Origin of the sequence: Nocardia sp. CA-084685 (genome assembly GCF_050955785.1) — a bacterium.
In the GTDB taxonomy this organism is placed as follows: Bacteria; Actinomycetota; Actinomycetes; order Mycobacteriales; family Mycobacteriaceae; genus Nocardia.
Genome location: NZ_CP192094.1, coordinates 6,783,579 through 6,806,360, shown reverse-complemented (window position 1 = coordinate 6,806,360; position 22,782 = coordinate 6,783,579). Strand labels below are relative to the sequence as shown.

At 65.0% G+C, this 22,782-nt stretch carries 15 protein-coding genes; all 15 read left to right on the top strand.

Going from position 1 to position 22,782, the window contains the following annotated elements; translation table 11 throughout:
* Nucleotide 1: 1 nt before the first annotated feature.
* The 15 genes from eccB to ACQP2U_RS30180 all read left to right on the top strand — a co-directional run bounded on the left by eccB (nucleotide 2) and on the right by ACQP2U_RS30180 (nucleotide 22,493).
* Nucleotides 2–1,561, top strand: a complete 1,560-nt coding sequence (gene eccB, locus ACQP2U_RS30250) for a type VII secretion protein EccB (protein WP_433710587.1) — start codon at nucleotides 2–4, stop codon at nucleotides 1,559–1,561.
* Between the two features lie 59 nt (nucleotides 1,562–1,620).
* Complete coding sequence (eccCa, locus tag ACQP2U_RS30245; protein ID WP_433710586.1) at nucleotides 1,621–5,568, top strand: type VII secretion protein EccCa; 3,948 nt, start codon at nucleotides 1,621–1,623, stop codon at nucleotides 5,566–5,568.
* Nucleotides 5,569–5,718: 150 nt separating this feature from the next.
* The gene (locus ACQP2U_RS30240) at nucleotides 5,719–6,036 is read left to right on the top strand and encodes a hypothetical protein (protein WP_433710585.1); all 318 of its coding nucleotides are present in this window, start codon (nucleotides 5,719–5,721) and stop codon (nucleotides 6,034–6,036) included.
* Nucleotides 6,037–6,066: 30 nt separating this feature from the next.
* Nucleotides 6,067–7,404 carry a PPE domain-containing protein gene (locus ACQP2U_RS30235; RefSeq protein ID WP_433710584.1) on the top strand — a complete coding sequence of 446 codons (1,338 nt, stop codon included), beginning with the start codon at nucleotides 6,067–6,069 and terminating at the stop codon, nucleotides 7,402–7,404.
* Between the two features lie 39 nt (nucleotides 7,405–7,443).
* Entirely contained in the window at nucleotides 7,444–7,857 is a 414-nt protein-coding gene (locus ACQP2U_RS30230; RefSeq protein ID WP_433710583.1) for a hypothetical protein, read from the top strand.
* Nucleotides 7,858–7,890: 33 nt separating this feature from the next.
* Nucleotides 7,891–8,202, top strand: coding sequence for a WXG100 family type VII secretion target (locus ACQP2U_RS30225; protein ID WP_397027789.1), 312 nt, complete (start codon nucleotides 7,891–7,893; stop codon nucleotides 8,200–8,202).
* A 9-nt stretch (nucleotides 8,203–8,211) separates the two neighbouring features.
* On the top strand, nucleotides 8,212–9,042 hold the full coding sequence (locus ACQP2U_RS30220) for an ESX secretion-associated protein EspG (protein WP_433710582.1): 831 nt from the start codon (nucleotides 8,212–8,214) through the stop codon (nucleotides 9,040–9,042).
* Between the two features lie 69 nt (nucleotides 9,043–9,111).
* On the top strand, nucleotides 9,112–10,605 hold the full coding sequence (locus ACQP2U_RS30215; protein ID WP_433710581.1) for an AAA family ATPase: 1,494 nt from the start codon (nucleotides 9,112–9,114) through the stop codon (nucleotides 10,603–10,605).
* Complete coding sequence (gene eccD / locus ACQP2U_RS30210) at nucleotides 10,602–12,134, top strand: type VII secretion integral membrane protein EccD (protein ID WP_433710580.1); 1,533 nt, start codon at nucleotides 10,602–10,604, stop codon at nucleotides 12,132–12,134. The genes ACQP2U_RS30215 and eccD overlap by 4 nt, the downstream gene beginning before the upstream one ends.
* Nucleotides 12,134–13,483: a type VII secretion-associated serine protease mycosin gene (mycP, locus tag ACQP2U_RS30205; protein WP_433710579.1), complete on the top strand. Its 1,350-nt coding sequence runs from the start codon at nucleotides 12,134–12,136 to the stop codon at nucleotides 13,481–13,483. The genes eccD and mycP overlap by 1 nt, the downstream gene beginning before the upstream one ends.
* Nucleotides 13,480–15,204 carry a type VII secretion protein EccE gene (gene eccE / locus ACQP2U_RS30200; RefSeq protein ID WP_433710578.1) on the top strand — a complete coding sequence of 575 codons (1,725 nt, stop codon included), beginning with the start codon at nucleotides 13,480–13,482 and terminating at the stop codon, nucleotides 15,202–15,204. The genes mycP and eccE overlap by 4 nt, the downstream gene beginning before the upstream one ends.
* A gap of 13 nt (nucleotides 15,205–15,217) precedes the next feature.
* Nucleotides 15,218–15,571, top strand: coding sequence for a helix-turn-helix domain-containing protein (locus ACQP2U_RS30195; protein ID WP_329411960.1), 354 nt, complete (start codon nucleotides 15,218–15,220; stop codon nucleotides 15,569–15,571).
* A 69-nt stretch (nucleotides 15,572–15,640) separates the two neighbouring features.
* Nucleotides 15,641–16,711: a discoidin domain-containing protein gene (locus tag ACQP2U_RS30190; RefSeq protein ID WP_433710577.1), complete on the top strand. Its 1,071-nt coding sequence runs from the start codon at nucleotides 15,641–15,643 to the stop codon at nucleotides 16,709–16,711.
* Nucleotides 16,712–16,721: 10 nt separating this feature from the next.
* Nucleotides 16,722–17,438, top strand: a complete 717-nt coding sequence (locus ACQP2U_RS30185; RefSeq protein ID WP_433710576.1) for a hypothetical protein — start codon at nucleotides 16,722–16,724, stop codon at nucleotides 17,436–17,438.
* A 156-nt stretch (nucleotides 17,439–17,594) separates the two neighbouring features.
* Complete coding sequence (locus ACQP2U_RS30180) at nucleotides 17,595–22,493, top strand: NAD-glutamate dehydrogenase (protein ID WP_433710575.1); 4,899 nt, start codon at nucleotides 17,595–17,597, stop codon at nucleotides 22,491–22,493.
* The last annotated feature ends 289 nt before the right edge of the window (nucleotides 22,494–22,782 follow it).

The following is a 22,782-nucleotide window of genomic DNA, read 5'->3' as shown; positions in this document are numbered from 1 at the left end:
CATGGCGCGCTTCCGGGTGGTGACCAAGCACCAGATATCGGGTTGGCGGTTTCTGCTGCGCCGGATCGAGCATGCGCTGGTTCGCCGGGACGCCTCGATGATCGATGATCCGCAGCGTGGTCGCTCCACCGCGCTGTCGATCGGTATCGCGTTGGCCTGCTTGGTGATCGCTGGCGCGGCCGTCCTGGGATTCTTCAAACCCGCCAAGAAGGTGGGGGACTCGAAGATCATCGCGGAGAAGGACACCGGGGCGCTGTATGTGAAGGTCGGCGGTCGATTGTATCCAGCGCTGAATCTGACCTCGGCCCGACTCATCGCCGGTTCGGCGGAAAATCCGGTACCGGTCTCGCGCGATGAGTTGGCCAAGTATCCGCGCGGGCCATGGGTCGGTATTCCCGGCGCGCCCGGGGTGATCGCGGACAATGGGGACCGGAATTCGTCGTGGACGGTATGCGATACCGCGAAGGTCGGTGCGGCGGCGCCGGTCAATCCGCAGACCGGATTGCCCACCGTCGCTTTGTCGCCGGTGTTGACGACCGCGATCGGCGGTCCGCTGACCGTCGATGGCGATGCGATCCGCGGTTTGGGCGCTGACGAGGCCCGGCTATTGCGCGATGACACCACCACCTGGCTGGTGTACTCCGATCCACAGCAGGGCATCGTTCGCGCGTCGATAGATCTGAGTAATTCGGCGGTGATCCTGGCCCTTGGCATCGACCCGACCTCTACCGTGGTCTCGGCATCCAAGGGTTTCATCTCCGCCATACCCGAGGTCCCGCCGCTGCGTGTGCCCGATGTGCCCGGTGCGGGGAATATCGTGACATTGTCCTCGGGGCTGAGCGTGCCGGTCGGTTCGGTGCTCACGGTGTCGGCGCCGGATCGCGGCGCATTCTACTATCTGGTTTCGGAATCCGGTGTGGTGCAGATCAATTCGGTGCTGGCGTCGATCATCCGCAATGCCGACTCGCACGGTTCGGTGTCGACAAGGACGGTCGGGCCGGATGTCATCGCGGCGAATCTGCGTCCGGGTGCGTGGCCGGGGACGGCTGCCTATCCGATTCGGCCGGTGCATGTCGTCGATCCGATGCGACTGGGGGTGACCTGCTATCACTGGTGGCGCGCGGGCACCGATCAGAATGCTTCGACCGAGTTGCTGGTGGGACGGCAACTGCCATTGCAGGTCGACGAGCAGACCCGAACCGTGGGCCTGGTGACGGCCACCGGTTCACGTGGCACCACCGCCGACGCCGCGTATCTGCCGCGGACCACCGGACGCTTCGTCCAGGTGACCGGCGCGGATCCGGGATCGCCTCGGCGGGAGTCGTTGTTCTGGATCTCCGACAGCGGCGTTCGGTACGGCATCGCTGCCGTTGTGGAGTCCAACTCCGCCCCGGATTCGACCTTGACGTCGCTGGGACTGCGGACCCCGGTGCCCGCACCGTGGTCCATTGTGTCGCTGTTCGCGGTCGGTCCCACCTTGTCGAAGAATGATGCCCGGCTCCAACACGACGGCATCCCGACGAATAAGGCCGTCATCGGTCTTCCGGGCGGCACCTCGTGACAGCTACCCGCCGATTCGTTCGGCCCGCTCGGATGGTGCGTGGACCGAAAGCCCCCGCGGTGACCGAATTGCGGTTGCAGCCGCCGACCGAACTGCCCAAACCGGTGCCGCCGTCGCGGCTGAAGATGATCATGCCGGTGGTCATGGTGTCGGCCATGGTCGGGATGATGGTGATGATGTTCCGCAGCGGCGGGCAGATGTCGCCGATGATGTTGATGTTCCCGATCATGATGCTGGTTTCCATGGGCGGGATGATGGGCGGTGCGTTCTCCGGAGGCGGTGCCGGCGGTGCGGCGAGTCTGAACGAGGAACGCAAGGACTATCTGCGCAGCGTCACCGATAACCGCAAGACCGTGCACGCCGCGGAGACGGAACTACATAACTATTTGCGCTACACCCATCCCGGTCCGGCCGAAATCGCCGCGTTGATCGGTGGCAAACGGATGTGGGAAGTCCAGGTTGCCAGTCCCCAGTTCCTGCGGGTACGTATTGGGCGGGGCCGGATCGCCAACCAGGTTCGGGTCATTGTGCCCGAGGCCGCGCCCACCTCCGATCTGGACCCGGTCGGCGTCGTCGAGGTGACCCGATTCGCGAAGGCGTATTCGACTGTCGGGGGTATGCCGGTCGCGATCAATCTGCTCTCGGCTCCGCAGATCAGTGTCGATGGCGATCACGACGCGGTGGCCGCGCTGGTGCGGGCGATGGTCGCCGAGGTCGTCGTACTGCACGGCCCGGATCAGGTCGCGGTCGCCGCGGTGCTGTCGAATCCGGACGCACCGGAATGGTCGTGGCTGAAATGGCTGCCGCACACCCAACATCCCACCGATACGGACGCGATCGGGCCGAGTCGTATGGTGTATCGCAGCGTTTCGGAGTTGCGTGCCAAGGCGCTGGCCGGACTCAATCGTGGTCCGTTCTCCGCCAATTCCGAGCCGACGCTGGATCGAAAGCATTATCTGCTGATCGTCGATGACAGCGCTCCTGCCACCGATCGGGACATCTCCGGTATCGATGGTTGCACCTGGCTGCGGCTGGGTCGGACCGAGCAGACCTTGCCGCGAGCCCTGAAGTTCACCGTCGGGCCCGATCGGGCGCTGCACGAGGTGACCCCGCGCGGCCTGCGGCGGGTCGGAGCCGCCGACGCGATGTCGGTGGCGACGGCGAAGGCGTTGGCCCGCAATATCTCCCCCTATCGGCTGTCCACCGTCGTCGAGGCCGTGGTCGCGGATCAGGCCAGCGGCGGCACGTCGTGGGAGGAACTGGTCGGCATAACCGATCCGGGCGCCATCCGGGTCGAGCAGCAGTGGCCGCACCGCCGTGACTCGGACCGATCCCGGCTGAATATTCCCTTCGGCCACGATCCGGCCGGTGGCGCGGTCTATCTCGATATCAAGGAATCGGCCGAGGAGGGCATGGGCCCGCACGGCATGTGCATCGGTGCCACCGGTTCCGGAAAGTCGGAATTCCTTCGCACCCTCGTGCTTTCGGCAGTGGCGACGCATACCCCGGATCAGCTGAACCTGCTGCTGGTCGACTTCAAGGGTGGTGCGACCTTCCTCGGGTTCGACCGGCTGCACCATGTAACGGCCGTGGTCACCAACATGGAAGAAGAGGCCGATCTCGTCACTCGTATGGAAGACGTGATCAACGGCGAAATGGGCCGGCGGCAAAGGATTTTGCGCGATGCGGGCAACTTCGCCAGCGTCGCCGATTACGAGCGGGCCCGTGAACAGGGCGCGCAGCTCGCACCGCTGCCCACGCTGTTGATCATCCTCGACGAGTTCGCCGAACTGCTCGAACAGCATCCGAATTTCTCCAAACTGTTTGTCGCGATCGGCCGGTTGGGTCGTTCGTTGCGCATCCACCTGTTACTGGCCTCACAGAAGGTGCCCGCCAACCGGATGGGTGAGCTGGAGGCGCACTTGTCCTACCGAATTGCGTTGCGCACCAACCAGACCGCTGACTCCCGCGACGCCATCGGTACCGCGGACGCCTATCACCTGCCGAAGAAGCCGGGTTCGGGTTATCTGCGAGTCGGCTCGGGTGATTTGCAGCGATTCCAGGCCGCATATGTCGGCGCACCGTATGTCGCCCCAGCCCAGGTCTCGGCATCCAGTGCCCAACGTGCCAGGCGACCCGGCGGTGGCTATCGGCCGCCACAGCAATTCACCACGGCCCATATCATCGATGTGCGCCCTGCGGCCATCGAGCCCGAACCTGTTGTGCAGCCGTCGCAGACAACGGACAGTGAGCCGTTGACCGTGATGGAGACGGTGCTGCAACAGCTGGGCGGTTTCGGCACACCGGCGCACAAGATGTGGCTGCCGCCGCTGACGGTGCCGCCGACCCTGGACAAGCTGCTTCCCGCGGTCACAGCGGGCGCACTGCAGCTGCCGCTGGCGATCGTGGACAAGCCGCGCCTGCAACGCCAGGACGTGTGGTCTGTCGATCTGTCCGCGGCCGGGGGGCATGTTGCCGTCGTCGGTGGTCCTCAGTCCGGTAAATCGACCGCGTTGCAGACGCTGATCATGGCCGCCGCACTGACCCATACCCCGGAACAGGTGCAGTTCTACTGCCTCGACTTCTCCGGTGGCCTGTCGAGTGTGCGCAATGTGCCGCATGTCGGCTCGGTGGCCTCGGGCCGAGACGGTGACCGGATCCGCCGAACCTTCGCTCTGGTCACCAATCTCATCGCCAGTCGGCAGGCGCTGTTCGCCGAACTCGGCATCGACTCGATGCGTGAATTCCGCCGCCGCCGCGGCCTACCTCGGGAGTCGGCGGAACTCACCGCGCGAGGTGACGAGCACGGCGATGTCTTCCTGGTCGTCGATGGCTGGGATGTCGGGTTCGCCGTCACCGGACCGTATTTCGACGAGTACCTGCCGGTCATGGAGTCGATCGCGCTGCAGGGTTTGAACTATGGAATCCATTTGGTGGTCAGCAGCTCCAGGTGGGCGGCGATTCGTCCGGCCATCAAGGATCTGTTGCAGACCCGGCTGGAAATGCGCCTGGGTGACTTGACCGACACGGTATTCCTCGGGCAGCGTAATGTTGTCGCCGCGATCCCTCCGGATCGCCCCGGCCGCTGTATATCCAACGACGCGCTGCACATGCTGACCGCACTGCCGCGCATCGATGGCAATAGTGCGGCGGACTCGGCGGGTGCGGGTCTGGCCGCCGCGATCGAGCAGCTGCACCAGACCTACCAAGGCCGCCGAGCGCCAGGGGTGAAGCTGCTGCCTCCGCAGATCACCTTGGACGAGATCATGGCCGGCCGTCCGGGCCCGGCGAGCCCGGCCCATCGACTTGTAGTGCCGTTCGGTATTCGCGAATCCGATTTGCAGCCCGCCGCAGTCGATTTCGGCGTATCAACGCACTTCATCGTCCTGGGGGCATCCGGCTCGGGCAAGTCGACGGTGTTGGCCGCACTGCTCGAGTCGATCCGCAGGCAGTTCACCAAGGATCAAGCCCGGGTACTGCTCATCGACTACCGCCGTCAGCATATGGATGCCATCCCGGAGGAGCAGTCGATCGGCTTCCTGACCAGCGAGCGCGACCTGCTCGAGGGGCTGCCGCCGTTCGCGGAAAAGATGCGTGGCCGCCGTCCGCCGGACGGGGTTACTTCCCAGCAGCTCAAGGAACGCTCATGGTGGAGCGGTCCGGAGATCTTCGTGGTGATCGACGACTATCACATGGTCGCCCAGCGTGGTCTGCGCAATCCGCTGGAACCGTTGAAGGACATCATCATCGACGGTCGCGACACTGGCTTGCACGTGATCGTCGCGCGAAACATCGCTCAGGCCGATACCGCGATGTATGACAACGTGCTCGGTCAGATGAAGAACCTCAACTCGTCGGGCCTCATCATGGACGGCTCGAAGCTGGACGGCATTCTCATCGGGGATGTGAAGCCGACGAAGCAGCCGGTCGGGCGCGGCATCTTTGTGGAGCCCCTGCACTCCCGCAAGGATCTCGTTCAGTCCGCTTGGGTACCACCGGAGGAGTAGATCCGTGGTGGTTTGTCCCAGCTCAGCAATGGGTAGAGCGGCTCGGCCGACCGCCATTCCCATAGTTGGGAATGGCATAGCGTTCTCTATGACGGAACGGTCTTGATGTGCCACTTGTCGGCAACTGGCACCAGTCGTTAGGAGACTGCCATGAACCTCGATTTTGTTCCGGGGGAACTCCCGGTCATTGCCGCACGCCTTGGTATCAGTGCTGACGATCTGATGCTGATGCTCCACTCAAAGGCTCCGGCTTCCGTGCCGATGCAGCCTGGTCACGACGACATCAGCCCGTTCATCCCTGCCTTCTTCGGCGCTCACGCGATATCGTTCTTCCCTGCAACGGTAGACGGGGCTTTTCAGGGAGCCCGTGGCGCGGTCACTTTGCCTGAGATAGATATCTCCTACACCGTCAACGATGAGCATTACGGAGCGCACGTTGTCCGCAATGGAGTGGTATTCGACAAGTAGTCGCGAAAAGCCCGAGCGAAGGTTGATGACATGCCGCTTGGTCTCATATTCGGTGCATTGGCGCCGGAAGCAATAATTTATCCGTTGCTCACGGGTGACGGATCCGCGTCGACGACGGCCACGGCACGCGCGTATGACGCGATGGCCAAGCAATTGCGTGCGGCTGCGGCCAATACCGATGGCTCGATGGGCCAAATGGGCGGAGCGTGGGGGGGATTATCCGCCGATCAGGCGCAGGCGGCGTTTCGCAACCACGCGAACTGGCTGCGTGAGCAGGCGGAAGTTGCGGAGCGGACCGCTGACATCGCGAACAAAGTAGTCACCATTTACTCCGGGGCTCACAAAGCCATGACGGCTGTCGCGGCGTGGTGCGAGACAGTTCGGGCGCGGGAATCGGCCGCAGCCCTCGGGAGTGGGGTTTTCGGGGCAGCCGCGCTCGTGGTCGGCGAGGCCGAGGCGGAATTGCTGTTGGTCAGGGCCGCCGCGGTCGATGTGATGCTGGGCTATGCCGGCGCACTCCTGCCCACACTGGCCGCGCTGCCGACGCCGGTCGTGGCGCCGCCGATCGTGGCCGGTGGCGATCCGGGCCCGACCATGGACTTGGCGACCTATGACGACCCGACGTCTTACCGACCGACCGACACTCGTACCGGGACGACCGAAACTACCTCGTCGACGCGGCAAATCGGGTCGAATGGCGACGGTGACACCAACGGCGGTGGCGACAATGGTTCGAACGGCGGCGGTGACAACGGGTCCGGCGGTAAAGACTTGCCCACACAGCCCACCGATCCGACGGACTCGGCTACCCCCACCGACCCGCAGCAATTCGCGCCGGATCCCAGTTCGCTGCCCGGTGATTCGAGTGCGAACGGCTTCGACTCCGGAGCGTCGGATCAGTGGTTGTACGGCGCATCGCAGAACTCACCGACACTGGCTGGCCTGAATGGTGGGGTGGGCAGTCTCGTCGCCATCAACATGATGCGTGGTGGACTCGGTTCGATGCCGGGCGCCTCGACCGGATTCCGCATGCCGTCGAGCTGGCTGCGTGCACCCGGTGCCAGCTTCGGTCCCACCTCGAATCCGGTGTCGGCCGGACCCGCGACCCGCGGTGGCCCACCGCGCCGGGTGGTCGCGGCCAATGCTCGAATGCGGCGGCGTCGCCGCGACGAGGAACGCAAGCCGGGCAAGGTTTTCGTGCCGGGCGAGCAGTTCGAAGTCCCGGTACTGGAGAAGCCTCCGGTGATCGGTGTCATCGAATACACCGATCGTCCGGAGGAATCGGATACTGATCAGGACGTTCTGGTCGGAGTCATCGAGCGATCCGACGACGATGCGGATTCGAATACCCCAGTTCTTCCGAGGTAAATCGCCGAGGTCGAATCCAGTTGATGGAGAGGAACAACAATGGCTACTTTCACTCATGTCGACCCCGAGAAACTGAAGACGGGTGCCGCTAATTCGGCCGCTTGCCTCGGTGAGCTCGAGGGCCATATGAACGGTCTCTGGAGTGCCCAGGACGAGCTGGCGGCAGCGGTACCGCCCAGCAGTCTGACCGGTCGGGCGGCTCAGACAGCACTGTCCAACGCGTACAACGCGGGCAAATCTCTGGGTGGCACGCTGCAGGAGATCATCGACGCGTTGAACGATGCCCATGTCAAGATCGACGCCCATGACTTGGACGCGGCGTCGCAGGTCAGCCACAGCGGCAACGCCGACGGCTTCGTGGGTGCGGGTGGCGACCACAACTTCATGGGCGCGACGGGGCAGGCGGCTTATAACGCCGGAGCATCGAAGGTCGACTTCAACACGTGGCACTGAGTAAATAAACTAGGTTCTAGAAAGGCAATTACGATGAGCGGACCTATTCACTTCAATTACAGCGCTGCGGAGGCGGCCACCGGCAACATCGGCTCCCTTGTTGCCGCGATGCAGACCAACACGGAGAATCTGCGCGCTCTGTACAATTTGCTGATGCAGGAATTCCAGGGTTCTGCCGCAGAGGGATACCAAGGCATCATGAGTACCTTCGACAGCAAGATCACCGCCTACGACGGCCAGGTCAAGCAGCTGAACTCCGTCATGTCCCAGCACATGAACAGCGGTGGAACCATGAACCAGGTCGATATCGTCCAAGGAAACCGTTTCGGCGCGATCAAGGCGTAACGGTAGGCAGTGGAGACCGATCCGATCGCGGTCGACCTGAATGTCGATGCCGCGCTGCTGTTGCAAGACATGGCGGGCATCGACTCCTATCCTCCGGTATTGGCATTGCTGCCGAATGTCTACAAACTCGACGATCTGGACCGGGTGCGCTCGGTAGTCGCGCGGGATCTCGCGGAAGCGGGCATCATCGACGGCGATCGGGTGCACCCGGTAGTCGAGAACTGGCTGCAGTGTCTGTACCGACCGGATGTGGAACTGGTTGCGCGGGTGCTGGATTTCGGCCCGGACGGTAAACGGCAGGGCATGCTGCGGCTGTCGCTGGTCCGGCAGGGCGATACGCATGTCCTTGCGGTGCGACATGATGACGAAGTCGTCATTCAGCAGGTGTTCCAGGAGGGACGTCAGCTGGACGCCGTCTCCGCTGCACTGGCTGCGGCGTTGGGCCCCTGTCCGGCACTGCGTTTCGAGCCGGTGACCGCTTCGCAGGCGGAATTCGGCGAAGTACCCGATGATCGGGAGGAGTGTCGGCAGGCTTTGCTCGAGTTGGGCGCGCAGCCGCATACTGCGGGTGTGCTCAGTCGCATTGTCGATGAGGTTGTGCGGCGTGCGGAGGTGGTGATGATCGAGCACCGGGACGGTAGCGAGCATCGGCCGCGCGTCGGTGTCGGTGTGCTGGATACACTTTCGGGACGGGTGATTGTGACCCCGAGTGTGGCGATGGACGGGGAAGTCCGATCGACCTACGCTCCGGGTGACGACGCCGCCTTGCATGCCGCCATCGGAGCACTGGTCGAGCTATTACCGAGCCGAAGTTGGTTCGATACCAGTCGGGTCGGGTGATCGGTACGTCGGACTTGTCGCGGCGCATCGGCTTCCGGTGGTAGTGGGTTTTTCGAGAGGACGACAGATATGAGCCGAGCGCCGAGTACGAATGGTCATCCGGCCGAGTCCGTCCGACACAAGGGCGGCTATGACGCCTTTTTCATGCAGGCGGCCGAGGAGCCGGAGAGCGGCCCGGCGACCGGTAGCGTCCCCACACGCCCACAATCCGGCTATAGCGAGCCGGTGATCGGTGCGCCCGGTCAGTCGATACCACAGTCTGCGGCGAATACCGATGCTGCGGTGCCACCGCAGCGCACGACCGCCCCGGAGGCCGCTGCGCCGCATACAGCCGCGCCGAATGTGGCTGCGCCGACAGCAGATCCGGTACGCGAGACCTACGCGGCCGCCTCTTCGCCGCCCGAGATGTGGTCGGCCAACGCCGGGGCTGAGCCCACCACCGCTCGAATCACACAGACCGCATCAGGTTCGGCGAACACTCCGAGTAGTAATGCCCGACCCAGCGCCGAAACCACCGAGACACCATGGCAACCCGCGCAGGCGAGCTGGGTGCCCGATCGCATCGACCGCACGGCGACACCGCAGGTCGAGGTGCTGCCCGCGGCACTGACCTCGATGGACCTGTTGGCCGATATCTCGGCGGCCAATCGGGCCAAGCTGCAGTCCAGCACGGGTGTGCGGGGCGCGCTGAACAAGGTCGGATTCCGGCTCGGCCTCTCACCCGCCGAGCAGCGCGCCGAGGACCGGCGCGCCCGAATCCGGACCCAGCTCAATACCCCGTACCAGATCGCGGTGATCAGCGTGAAGGGCGGCGTCGGCCGCACCACCACCGCCGCGACGCTGGGTTCGACCTTCGCGGCGCTTCGCCCGGACCGGGTCGTCGCCATCGACGCGAATCCGGACTTCGGCGATCTGCCGACCCGTACGGCTCCGCACCCGTACGGCCTGACGCTGCGTGATCTGGCGCAGGCGTCGAATCTGGAGGCATTCTCGACGGTGCAATCGTTCATGTCGATCAACTCGGCCGATCTCGCCACCGTTGCCTCGCCGTGGACCATCGAGGCCAACGAGGCCCTTTCGGGGCACGAATACGCCACGGCCGTCGAGGTTCTGCGCCGCCACTTCAATCTTCTGCTCGTCGATTGCGGTACGGGCGTGCTGGATTCGGTGACGCTGAGCGTGCTGAAGACCAGTGACGCCGTCGTGGTGGTCACCCCACCCACCGTCGGTGGCGTGAAGGGTGCGGTAGCCACGTTGAATTGGCTGAGTTCGCACGGTATGCAGCATCTGATCGCGAAATCGGTCGTTTCGATCGTGCATCAGCAGCCGTCGAAGCCGGTCGTCGACGTCGCGGCGATCGAGAAGCTTTTCGCTACCGGACAGCGCCCGACCTGCATCCTTCCCTTCGACGACCACTTGGCCGAGGGCGGCGAAATCGATCTGCGCCTAGTGGACAAGGAAACCCTGCTCGCCTTCGAAGAGCTCGCTGCCGGGCTTGCCGATGGATTCCCGAACTATCTGGGTGGCGCCAGCGGCGGCCGGGCCACCGGAGGGTGGCGATGAGTACTGCCGTTGCTTCGCCACCGGGCGCGGCGCCCGCGGCATCCGCCGAGGTGGCGCGCGCTCGGATGGCGGTCCTGGTCTCCAGCTACCAGGTCGACGTCGTGGTGCCGACCAAGTTCACCATCGAGACGTTCATCGATGACCTGCTCGTCGTACTGGCCAACGCCATCGATGACGAAACAGTCGATTTCACCCCGCCGACCGGACAGTGGAGCCTGGCTCGACCGGGCGAGGCGCCGATGCCGCGCTGGCGCAGCCTCGCCGACCACGATGTCGTCGACGGCACTGTGCTGATGTTGGCCGCGGTCGAATCCGCGGAGGTCTTCACGCCGGTCGTGGAGGACATCACCGACGCGCTGGCGCTTATCAACGAGCGCGAGTTCGCCGAATTCGACTCGGACACTGCCGCGGTCGTCGGCCTGAGCACACTGGGTGTCGGCGCCCTCGCCATCGCTGCGATGTTGTCAGTGGCGTGGACCGAATCCGGGTCGATCTGGTGGTACGCATTGCCCGCGCTGCTGCTCGGCGCGGTGTGCTGGGGCGGCGCCATGCAAGCGCGGCAGCGCAACTTCGCGCCGCGGATCTGCCTCGGGTTGGCATTGTCCTCGATTCCGCTCTTATTCGCCGGCGGCGCGATGCTGGTGCCGCCGGCCTACGGTGAGCCGGGTCCGTTCGCCGCGGCCAATCTGGCCGCCGGATCAGTTGTCGCTGCCGTCGCTGCCGCGGCCATAATGCGCGTGACCAAGCTCGGGATCGCCACACTGATGGCGGTCACCGTGCTCGGCGCGACCGTGGCCGCCGCCGCGATTCCGTTGACCTATCTGGATCTGTCGGTGCGCCAGATATGTGGTGGCGCGGCACTTCTCGGACTCGTGCTGCTCACTGCCGCGCCGCGCCTTGCCGTCGTCGTGGCCCGGATTCGGCCCCCGGATCTGCCGGACCCCGGCAACGAGGTCAATCCTGCCACGTTGACCGACATCTTCGACGCTGAATCCGCGCGCGATGACGCCGAACTCGATTCCGCTGAGGACATCGAACGGCAGCGGGAACAGGCCGGGGCCGGTATCGAAGGCCGTGCCCGTCTGGCGGTAACGAGTCTGCGCGGGCTCATCGCCGCAACCTCGGCACTCTTGGCGGGCGCGGCCGTGCTGTCGGCCGCGGTGAGCCCCGGGGGTATTCGGGAAATCGTGCTCGGCGCGGCCGTTGCGGGTCTGTTGGCGCTGCGCGCACGCTGGTTCCCGGACCGGGTGCAGGCCATCGCGCTCGTCGTAGCGTCGGCGGTGACCGTTGTGGGTGTCGGCTTCGTGCTGGTCACTGCGTACGAAACGGCGCCGGCGCGGCTGGTCGTCGTCCTTATGATCGGCCTGGCGGCGGTTGCGGCATGTGTCGCGGCAGTGCAATTGCCGGGGCGGCGGCTCTCGCCGGTCACCCGGCGGATCATCGATCTGATCGAGTACGCGCTCATTCTGGTGATTCCGATCATCGCCTGCTGGATCATGGGCATCTATACCGCGATGCGGGCGATCTGATGCGAATCGGCACAACCGCGATCGCGGTGCTGGCCGGATTCGCGCTGATCGCCTCCGCCGCACCAGCATTGGCGGTGGAACCGCCGCAGGTCGTCATCGGCTCGCCTGCGGATGACCCACCCGGCCCGGAGTCGCCGACGAAACAGGACAAGGGCTGCTTGGCGACCGGCGTACTGAAGGACAGCGATCTGGCGCGCACGCCGCCGTCGGAGATTGCACTGGATCTGCCGAATGCCCGTGCACTGAGCCGGGGTGCCGGGGTGACCGTCGCGGTGCTCGATACCGGTGTCACGCCCAATGGCCGCCTGCCCGGCCTCGTCGGCGGCGGTGACTACGTCGCAGCAGGTGGCGATGGTCTGTCCGACTGCGATGCGCATGGCACCCTTGTCGCCGGAATCATCGGCGCCGCATCCGATCCCACGGACGGATTCACCGGGGTCGCCCCGGACGCCCGGATCATATCGATCCGGTACCGCTCCGGCGCCTTCAGCGCAGAGCGCTCGAGTGGCGATGCGGCGGAACGGCTCTCGATGGATATCCGGACGCTGTCCCGGGCGATCGTGCATGCGGCGAATCTGGGTGCGGGAGTGATCACGGTGTCACTGCCGGTCTGTGTTCCGGTAGGACTCGCGGTGGATCAGTCGATACTGTCGGTGGCGATCGGCTACGCCGTACACGTGCGGGGCGCGCTGATCGTCGCGGGTGCCGGCAATGTCGGCGCCGGCTGTGATCAGAATCCGGATATCGATCCGACCCGGCCGAGTGACCCGAGGAACTGGCGCGATGTCAAGAACGTTGCCGCGCCGGGCTGGTTCGGTACGGACGTGCTGACGGTAGGCTTCACGACCGCCACTGGCGCCACGATGCTCGATTCGCTGTCGGGGCCGTGGGTTTCCGTCGGCGCACCAGGTACCGCGATCGAATCGCTCGGTCCCGGTGGCACCGGTCTGATCAATGGTGTCGGTGAACCCGGCAAACTGGTGCCGGTCGCCGGCGCGTCGTTCGCCGCCGCTTACGTCAGCGGGGTGGCCGCCTTGCTGCGCTCCCGATTCCCCAACGAAACCCCGGCCGAGATCATGGCCCGCCTGACCGCCAGCGCGCACGCGCCCGCTCGTGGCATCGATAACTTCGTCGGCGCCGGTGTAATCGACCCGCTCACCGCTCTCAGCTATCGCACCGCGCCGAAGCCGCCGATCGGACTGTACCGGTCATCGGTACTGGCGATGCCGGATCCGCCGCGCGCCAAGGATCGTCGTCCGCCGTTCGCGGCCGCCGTTGTCATCATCGCCGCGGTGCTGCTAGGTGTCGGCGCCACCTATGCGAATTCCGCGGTCCGGAGGCGGCGGTGAGCCTTCCGAGTGTTCGGGTGGGCGGTGTCGAACGTGGTCCGTTCGCCGTAGCCGTGATCGGTGGCAGCCTGGTGGTCACCGCGCTGTGGACGCACACCCCGATCTGGGCAAGCGCGGCGGTGATCACCGTGCTGCTGGTAACCGTGGCGGTCCAGGTGAACGGCCGTACGACCAGCAGATGGCTGCTCGACTGGATCGATTACCGGTTCGGCCGGGCCACCAGAGCCGAAGCGCTCGCCGGTCCGGTGAATGTGGAGGACATCCAGGTCGCCGCCGGCGTCTGCGGCATTCGCTCCGAAGGCACTGTGCTCACGGCGATGATCCAACTCGCGCCCAACCTCGACCTGCCAACTGTCATCGCGGAGAAATCCATCTACACCGAGGACACCGTCCCCGTCGACGCCCTGATAGGTCTGCTCGATCAATTCGGTCTGGCGGTCGATATCGATATCGTGACCACCGGTCAGCGGGTTCGTCCGACGGGCAACTACAGCATGCTCTACGACCAGCTGATCGGCTCCCATCCGGTCGTCGGCCATCGTCTCACGTGGTTGGTCGTCCGGCTGGACATGGAACGGAATCTGGATCTGCTGCAGCGCCGCGGACTGGTCGCGATGGTCGCGCCGAGAGCGCTGGCCACCGCGGCGCACCGCATCGCGGGCCGATTGCGAGAACGAGGTATCGCCGCGCACGCACTGCCTGCGGCGGCGATGCAGGAGGCCACCAGGGTCCTGCATGCAGGCGTCGAACTCGGCGATCTGCGTGAGACGTGGACCTGTATGGAGTCCTCGGTGCCGGGTCGCTGTGTGACCAGTTTCTTGATCGACTGGACGCGGATGGACGGCGCCGGCATGGACGATTGCTGGTCGTGGAACCGCGGCCGGACCACATTGGTCGTCAGCCTCACCGATGCCACGACCGGGCCGCGGGCACTCGCACGGTATGTCGGCCCACCGGTCACGACCGAGCCACCGGATTATCTGCGTCGTTTGACCGGTCGGCAGGCCATCGCATTGCTGGCCACCATGCCGACCGGAACGTCGATCCGTGCGGTGCCCTCCGATGAATCGGGCCGCGATATCGCCCCCGACGAGCTCCTTGCGGATCTCACCATCGCGATCGGTCCCAATGGCCAGATTCTCGGTTCCATCAGCGGTCAGCCCCGACATACCTTGGCGCTACCGCTGTTCGACCCGGCTCGCTACAACCCGCGCCGGCGCACCATCGATGTGCACGCCGATCTGCCGGTGGCACAGCAGATCGTGTTGCGTGCCATGGTGGTCGGCGCGGATGTCGAAGTCCATTCGGTGCGTCCGCACCGCTGGTGGCAGTTGGTCGCCGCGGTCGGTGATCCGGAATCGCTGCGGCTGGCTCCGGCGGCCGGTGCCGCGACCGCCACCGCGGGACAAGTCGGTTCGGGTTCACCACCATCTTCGGCTACAATCACGGTCTTCGACAATCTGCCGCCGCAGGTATCGACCGCGCACACCACCGTCACCATCAGTGAGCCCGGTGGGCCGCGGCGGCGGTCGGTCGATCTGGCGATAAATCAGGTCAGCGCGACCGCGGTCGATGTCAGCATTCCGATGCGGACCGTGCGCGTCGATTTGATCGAGCCGCGCGGTGAAACCCGCTATTTCGATTCCGCCGCCGAACAACCCGCGATCACCGCGGGTGGCAATGGTGCCACGCCAGAGCCCGACGTCCGGCGCATGAGCTGATGGGAGACAGGTAGTGTCTATCAGCGTGGTTGTGGACTCCCAGCCGAATGACGGCGAATTTGTGCAGGAGGATAACGGGGAGGCACTGACCCCGAGACAGGCCGCGGTAGCGATCTTCTCGAGTCGGCTGTCGGAATTGATCGCGGAATCGGTGGTATCGACCGAGGATGGTTCGACGCGGTCTTTGACGCTCTATTCGCTTGCTCAGCATTTGGAACAGGCGTACCCGGATGTTCCGGTCTCCCAGTCGGGTCTGTACCGGCTCATTCATGGAGACGCGGTACCCCGGCTCGATCTGATTATTGCTCTGGCACGGGTATTCGATGTGCCGCCGGAACATTTCGTCACCGAGCAGAAGAAACGCTGATTGCGTTATTCCCGCCAGCGGGAATAACGGCGCGCCGAGGTGCGGGCCGGTCTGGATACGATCCGGACCATGGCTGCCGAGGATCCGGGAGATGTGTTTCTCCGCCATCGAGGCGCGGTCCTGGAGGCACTGCTTTCGGATCCGTCCTTCGGAGAAAACGATCCGGGTACCGGGTCTGTGCTGAGTGGCCCCCTCGTCGACGATCCAGCATTCGAGGAATCCGGTTTCGGCGGTGATCCATTTTCTAGTGCCGCGATGTCGGCTGGTTCGGCCCAGGGCGCGCTGCCCGACACGGATCCGCCGCCGCGGCGGTCCTCCGATGGGCCGAAGGCCAGTGAGCGGATCATCGCGCTGCTGAACGGGCAGCAGTCGAATGCCGCACCGGCAATGGACTTTTCAGCGGACTACTCCGATGTCTCGGCCAAGCCGCCACCGCCCGAAGAGCCGGCGCGGTCCACCTCCAGTCCGCCGAAGAAGCGCGGGCCCGATACCGCGGAGCAGATCGCTCTGCTGGCGAAGAAGCTCAAGAATCCCAAGGTCGCGTTGGCGGTCTGCGGCGTCCTGGCCCTTCTGCTGATCATCGCGCTGGTTTCCACCGGCGGGAAGGACGATTCGCAGGCGCCGGACCGGATAGCGGTTATCACTCCGTCGCCGACCGCGGCGGCCCCGACGTCGAAGCCGGAATCGTCCACGCCCGCTTCCGGAACGATTACGCCGAAATCCGCCACCGCCAACTGCCCGCCGGGCAGCACCCCTGGCATGGATGCCTTCGGCGGGCAACAGGGCAAGGCCTGGTCATGTGTGCGCGCGTACAAGGTCGACGGGCAGGTGCTGACCATCGACCTCGGTAAGACCTATCAGATCGATTCGATCGGCATCGTCCCAGGCTGGGACAGCGTCGGCAGCGACGGTGTGGACCAATGGACGAAATACCGGACCGCCAGCCGCGTCAGGTATACGTTCGACGATCCGAACAAGACGAGCTATACCCAACAGACCCTGGATCAGCGCACCCTGGTCGTTACCAAGTTCGAGGTACCCGTGCAGGCGACCAAGGTCGTATTGACGGTTCAGGAATCGAAGGGTGATCCGACGATCAATACGACCGCGATTTCCTCCATCGTGATCACCGGGCATTGAGGCCGCTGTCATGTCAGTAGCCGAGTTGGTCTGCCAATACTGCTCACACCGCAATGCCGGTAATCCAGCGCAGTGCGGGCACTGCGGTGCGCCGCTGCCCGCGGTGCACCGACTATCCAGCCTGACCGGGCATCCAGAGCAGGTAGAGCGGGTGGTGGCGGGCGCCGAGCGGGCCGCGGCGGCCACCGAGAGTGTGGTGGCGGGCGCGGAGAATGCCGTGGCGGGCGCGGAAAAGCTTGCTGCGCAACAGTATCCGCGCTGGCAGTGGGGTGCCGCTATCGCCGCCGTAGTGGCCACGGTGGTCGGGCTCGGCTTCACGGTCGTCCGTTCGTGTTCGACGCCGCTGGCCTCGATGCCCGATATGGGAATCGAGCAGGCGCTGCCTGGCCAATTGCGTGCGGCCGCTTCCTGTCAGCGCGTCGATTCAACGACCGAGAACTGTGTCGTTCCGGCGGCCGACCCGTTGCTCGCCGGTGGAATCACCGGCGGCAAGGATTTGACCCTCTCGGTGGCATTGGATCCGCCGCAGCGCCGGGCCGATACCGTGCGCAACTGGCGCACGGCCGGCGGAACCGTCCTGGCCGACGGTGTCGTCTTCATCGCGATCAGCCCGACGGCAACCCTGCGGTATGCGAATACCCTTGTCGGGCTTCGGGTCGAGACCGGTTCGTTCAACGGGCGGGCTGCGGCGCAGACCTTCATGGCGCGCGCCGGTCTAACCCCGTGACCGACCGGATTCCGGTCGGTCTGGGCGCTTGACCAGTGCTGATCTCTTTCGACTTAGGTTACGCATTCAACGTGCCGCTATACAACGGCACATCAAATCATGTAATGTATGGGAACCGTACGGTTACGGGCTCAGATCTCGGGAAGGCACGAGTCGATGGTGGCAACCACCCAGCAGACGATTTCATTCAAACGGTTCCGCGACGATCCGACCGATCTGGAGGCGGCCTACTTCCGATGGATTCAGCCGGGCGCCACCGCGCCGACGATCACCGATCGGGCCGAACAGATCTTCCGAAACCACTTGGAACTGGCGGCGATCCGGCTGCCCGGCGCGGCCATCACCCGGGTGTATCGCCCCGACGACGGCAGCGGATTGGGTGCGGCAATCCAGATCGTCAATGACGATATGCCGCTGCTGGTCGATTCGGTGACCACCGCGCTGCGCCGCCTCGGCGCCGCGGTGACCGAGGTCGTCCACCCGGTCTTCGATATCGCGCGGGACCGACGCGGGCGGCTGCGGGCGATCGCCGCCAAGGAGCCCGACACCGTACCGGCGAATGGCAGCCAAACCGTCACCGAATCGTGGATCCATGTGCAACTGGCGCCGAGCGTCGGCGCCGCACTGCTGGACCGGATCGATCAAGAGCTGCCCGCGCTGCTGCGGGTGCTGCGCAAGGTTGTCGACGATACGCCGGGCATGGCCAACGCGATGGTCGCGTTGGCGGGACGGCTCGACCACATCGCGCACCGATCAGACGACCCGGAAGTGCCCGAATGCGCGAAATTGTTGCGCTGGTTGGCCGATGGACATTTCACCGTGCTCGGGTACGGGTATTACCGCACCGGCCGCACCGATGCAGGTAACGAACCGCAGCAGGTGCCGGGCACCGGCCTCGGCGTGCTCTGGAACGGTTCGAACGTCGATCTCGATGTCCCCGTCCTCGGCAACACTCGACCGGTCCTGCGGCTGGCCAACGGATCGGTGGATTCGCTGATCCCCGGATCGGGTGAGCTGTACTTCGTCAGCGTCGCCGATTATGGCAGTGGCGGTACCGGCGTCGGCGCCGTGCAGGGCGAGCACGTTTTCGTCGGCACCTTCACCGTGACCGGTCTGCACGAGAACATTCTCGATATCCCCGTTATCTCCCGCCGCGTCCACCAGGTCATCGAATGGGCTGGCTTCGAACTGAATTCGTTCTCCGGGCAGGCGATGCTGGAGATGATGCAGTCTTTCCCGAGGGTCGAACTGTTCTCCACCGACGCCCGGCGGCTGTTCGAAACCGTCTCCGCGGTCATGAATTTGGGGCTGCGCAGGCAGGTTCGGCTGTTCATCCGGCGCGACGGACGCAGCGGTGCGGTCTACTGCCTGGTTTACCTGCCCCGCGATCGGTACTCGACCGAGGTCCGGCTGCGCATGGAGGAGATCCTGCGCGCCGAATTCGACGGTGAGCAGGTCGCGTACTCAGCGAGGGCCAGCGAATCCGAATTGGCCGTGGTGTATTTCACCGTGCATCGCGGTCCCGACGCGGAGCCTGCCGATATCTCCGAATCCAATCGCGAGCGCATCCAGGAGCTGCTTTTCGCGACCACCCGGAGTTGGGCCGACCGCTTGGTGGCGGCCGCGAGCGGTGTACCGGCGATCTCGTCGAAGGTCGCCAATGCCTACGCGAGCGCCTTCCCGGTCGGCTACCAGCAGGAGTACGAGCCGGAGCATGCGCTGGTCGATTTGCAGCGGCTCGACCGTCTCGCCGACGGCACCATCGATACGAATCTGTATCGGAATGCCGAATCACCCTCGGGGGAGTGGCGTTTCACACTCTATGTCGCGGGCGAGGGTGTCTCACTGAGCCGAGTGCTTCCGGTACTGCAAAGCCTCGGGGTGGAGGTGGTCGACGAACGGCCGCACCGCATCACCCTGCCGGATAGTACCCACAAGTGGATCTACGATTTCGGGTTGCGTGTCCCGGCGGCATTGCTCGGCACCGCGATCGATGCGGATCTGGAGGTCGATCTCACCCGCTCCGCCGACGAATCGTCGGTCGCAGGCGGTGTGCGGCAATATTTCCCGGAAGCCTTCGCGGCGATGTGGAACGGCAGTGCCGAAGTCGACGGACTGAACGAACTGGTGTTGCGCGCCGGATTGCACTGGCGGCAGATCTCCATACTGCGTGCCTACGCGAAATATCTGCAGCAGGCGGGGTTCGCCTACACCCAGGGCAACATCTCCAGGGTTCTGTTGGCACAACCGACGATGGCTCGGTTGTTCACCGAACTTTTCGACGCATACTTCGATCCCGAGGGTGTCGGGGCGGTGGCATCGGCGCGGGCCGCAGGCATCGCCGAACGACTGCAGGCCGAGATCGATGCGGTCGTGAGCCTCGACACCGACCGCATCCTGCGCGCCGTACTCGGTCTGATCACCGCGACGTTGCGCACCAACTACTACCGCCGCGACAGTGACGGCAACGTACCCGAGTACCTGTCGTTCAAATTCGATCCGCACGCCATCGCCGAATTACCGCGGCCGCGCCCGCAATTCGAGATCTTCGTGTACTCGCCGCGGGTCGAGGGCGTGCATCTGAGGTTCGGTCCGGTGGCACGAGGCGGATTGCGCTGGTCCGACCGTCTGGAGGACTTCCGCACCGAAATCCTGGGCTTGGTGAAGGCGCAGGCGGTGAAGAACGCGGTCATCGTGCCGGTGGGCGCCAAGGGCGGTTTCGTGGTCAAGCAGCCGCCGACAGCTACCGGTGATCCGACGGCGGATCGGCAGGCGCAGTTGACCGAGGGCATCGCGTGCTACCGCACCTTCATCTCCGGTCTGCTGGACGTCACCGACAACATCGACCACGTCTCCGGCGAGGTGCTGCCGCCGGAGCGGGTGGTACGCCGCGACGGTGACGACACCTACCTCGTCGTCGCCGCCGACAAGGGCACGGCCACCTTCTCCGATATCGCCAATGATGTTGCGCGCCAATATGGTTTCTGGTTGGGTGACGCCTTTGCCTCGGGTGGTTCGGTCGGCTACGACCACAAGGCGATGGGCATTACCGCCAAGGGTGCGTGGGAGAGCGTCAAACGGCATTTCGCCGAGATGGACATCGACACGCAGACAACAGATTTCACCGTTGCCGGAGTCGGCGATATGAGTGGTGACGTGTTCGGCAACGGCATGCTGCTGTCCGAGCACATCCGCTTGGTGGCCGCCTTCGATCACCGGCACATCTTCCTGGATCCGAATCCTGATGCCGCGAAGTCGTTCCGGGAGCGGCAGCGGATGTTCACACTGCCGCGCTCGTCCTGGGCCGACTACGACAAGTCGCTGATCAGCGCGGGCGGCGGTGTCTATGATCGATCCGCCAAGGCCGTTCCGGTCAGCCCGCAGGTGCGCGAGGCGCTGGACTTGGATCCGAGTGTGACCACTCTGTCTCCGCCGGAGATGATCCGGGCGATTCTGCTCGCGCCGGTGGATCTGTTCTGGAACGGTGGCATCGGCACCTACATCAAGGCCTCCACCGAGACGAATGCCGATGCCGGTGACAAGTCCAACGACGCGGTGCGTGTGGACGCGAACCAGTTGCGCGCCAAAGTGATCGGCGAGGGCGGCAACCTCGGGGCGACCGCGCTGGGCCGAATCGAATACTGCGCGAACGGTGGCCGGATGAACACCGACGCCCTGGACAACTCCGCGGGAGTCGATTGCTCCGACCACGAGGTCAATATCAAGGTCCTGCTCGACGCGGTCATCTCCAGCGGCGAGCTCGCTGCGGCCGATCGCACCGAATTGCTCGCAGCGATGACCGATGAGGTCGCCGAACTTGTACTGCGCGACAATATTTCGCAGAACTTCCGGATGGGCCTTTCGCGCGCCCAGTCGGTGCCCTTGGCCGGCGTGCACCGCAGGCTGATTGCCGACCTGGAACTCCGGCGCGGTGTGGACCGGCGGCTCGAGGCACTGCCCTCGGACGTCGAGTTGAAAAAGCGGATAGCGGAAGGGCGTGGGCTCACCTCTCCGGAACTGGCGAATCTGCTCGCGCATGTGAAGCTTTCGCTCAAGGACGATTTGCTGGCCGGGGATCTACCCGACAACGCGGCCTTCGAGGCCGTGCTCCGGTCGTACTTTCCGGAGCCGCTGCGGGTACGGTTCGCCGACGCGATCGGCAGGCATCCACTGCGCCGTCAGATCGTGGCCACGATGGTGGTCAACGACATGGTGGACCATGGCGGCATCACCTATGCGTTCCGTCTGGCGGAGGAGTCCGGTGCGAGCACTGACGACTCGGTGCGCGCCTTCACCGTCGCTACGCAGATCTTCGATCTGCACACGCTCTGGCAACGCATTCGGACCACGCCGATGCCGGCGGCGGCCCGCAACGCACTCGAGCGGGAGACCAGGCGCACCCTCGATCGCGTATCCCGCTGGCTGCTGACCAGCCGTCCGCAACCGATCGCCATCGGCGCCGATATCGCCCGCTACCGCGACGGTGTCCGCCAGCTCGCAGCCCACATGCAGCCTGCCCGGCTCCCCGCGGCGCACGCCGAGGATCTGGCGACGAATGCGCGCGCGGCCGTCGAGTGGGGTGCGCCCGCGGAATTGGCCGAGGAGGTGTACCGGCTCATCCACCTGTTCCCGCTGTTGGACATCCTCGATGTGGCCGATATCGCCGAGCGCGATGCACAGGAGGTGGCCGAGCTCTACTACGCACTCGACGATCACTTCCAGATCGAGCGTTTGCTGACCGCCGTGAGCAACCTGGTTCGCGACGACCGGTGGCGTACCCTGGCCCGGCTCGCGGTCCGAGACGATCTCTACGATTCGCTGCGCTCGCTCACCCTGGACGTGATCACCGCATCCGAACCGAACGAGAGTACCGCCGACAAGATCGCCGAATGGGAGTCGGTCAACCGCCCCCGTCTGGCTCGCGCGGGTGCCTCACTCGGCGAGATCTTCGCCGCGGGCACCCACGACCTGGCAACCCTCTCGGTCGCCGCACGACAGGTACGCAGCATGGTCAGCAGCGGCGAATCCGCCGCGGCAGCACCGGTTTCGAACTAGCACGGTTGTGCCCCGCGGTCTCGGTGGACATCCGAGACCCGCGGGGCAATCGGCGAACTACTGCCCCCGTCGTTCCGGCGAACATCGGGATCCACACCTCCGCACTGGATCCCGGTGTTCGCCGAGGCGACGGGGTTTCGCGCCCACCCTCGGACGTGCACCGCCCCCAACCTGTCGATCCCACGCCTGCACAGAGCGTCGAGTTTTAGCACCGGTGTGTCACGCGGAGAGTCGATGTGCGCCAGCGTCGAAGATATGCGACAGCTTCAGATGGCGGGCGTCAGGAGCT

Excerpts from the sequence above, each read along its gene's own strand:
- eccB (WP_433710587.1), top strand. The coding sequence starts at position 2 with ATGGCGCGCTTCCGGGTGGTGACCAAGCACCAGATATCGGGTTGGCGG.
- ACQP2U_RS30240 (WP_433710585.1), top strand. The coding sequence starts at position 5,719 with ATGAACCTCGATTTTGTTCCGGGGGAACTCCCGGTCATTGCCGCACGC.
- ACQP2U_RS30235 (WP_433710584.1), top strand. The coding sequence starts at position 6,067 with ATGCCGCTTGGTCTCATATTCGGTGCATTGGCGCCGGAAGCAATAATT.
- ACQP2U_RS30230 (WP_433710583.1), top strand. The coding sequence starts at position 7,444 with ATGGCTACTTTCACTCATGTCGACCCCGAGAAACTGAAGACGGGTGCC.
- ACQP2U_RS30225 (WP_397027789.1), top strand. The coding sequence starts at position 7,891 with ATGAGCGGACCTATTCACTTCAATTACAGCGCTGCGGAGGCGGCCACC.
- ACQP2U_RS30215 (WP_433710581.1), top strand. The coding sequence starts at position 9,112 with ATGAGCCGAGCGCCGAGTACGAATGGTCATCCGGCCGAGTCCGTCCGA.
- eccD (WP_433710580.1), top strand. The coding sequence starts at position 10,602 with ATGAGTACTGCCGTTGCTTCGCCACCGGGCGCGGCGCCCGCGGCATCC.
- mycP (WP_433710579.1), top strand. The coding sequence starts at position 12,134 with ATGCGAATCGGCACAACCGCGATCGCGGTGCTGGCCGGATTCGCGCTG.
- ACQP2U_RS30190 (WP_433710577.1), top strand. The coding sequence starts at position 15,641 with ATGGCTGCCGAGGATCCGGGAGATGTGTTTCTCCGCCATCGAGGCGCG.
- ACQP2U_RS30185 (WP_433710576.1), top strand. The coding sequence starts at position 16,722 with ATGTCAGTAGCCGAGTTGGTCTGCCAATACTGCTCACACCGCAATGCC.
- ACQP2U_RS30180 (WP_433710575.1), top strand. The coding sequence starts at position 17,595 with ATGGTGGCAACCACCCAGCAGACGATTTCATTCAAACGGTTCCGCGAC.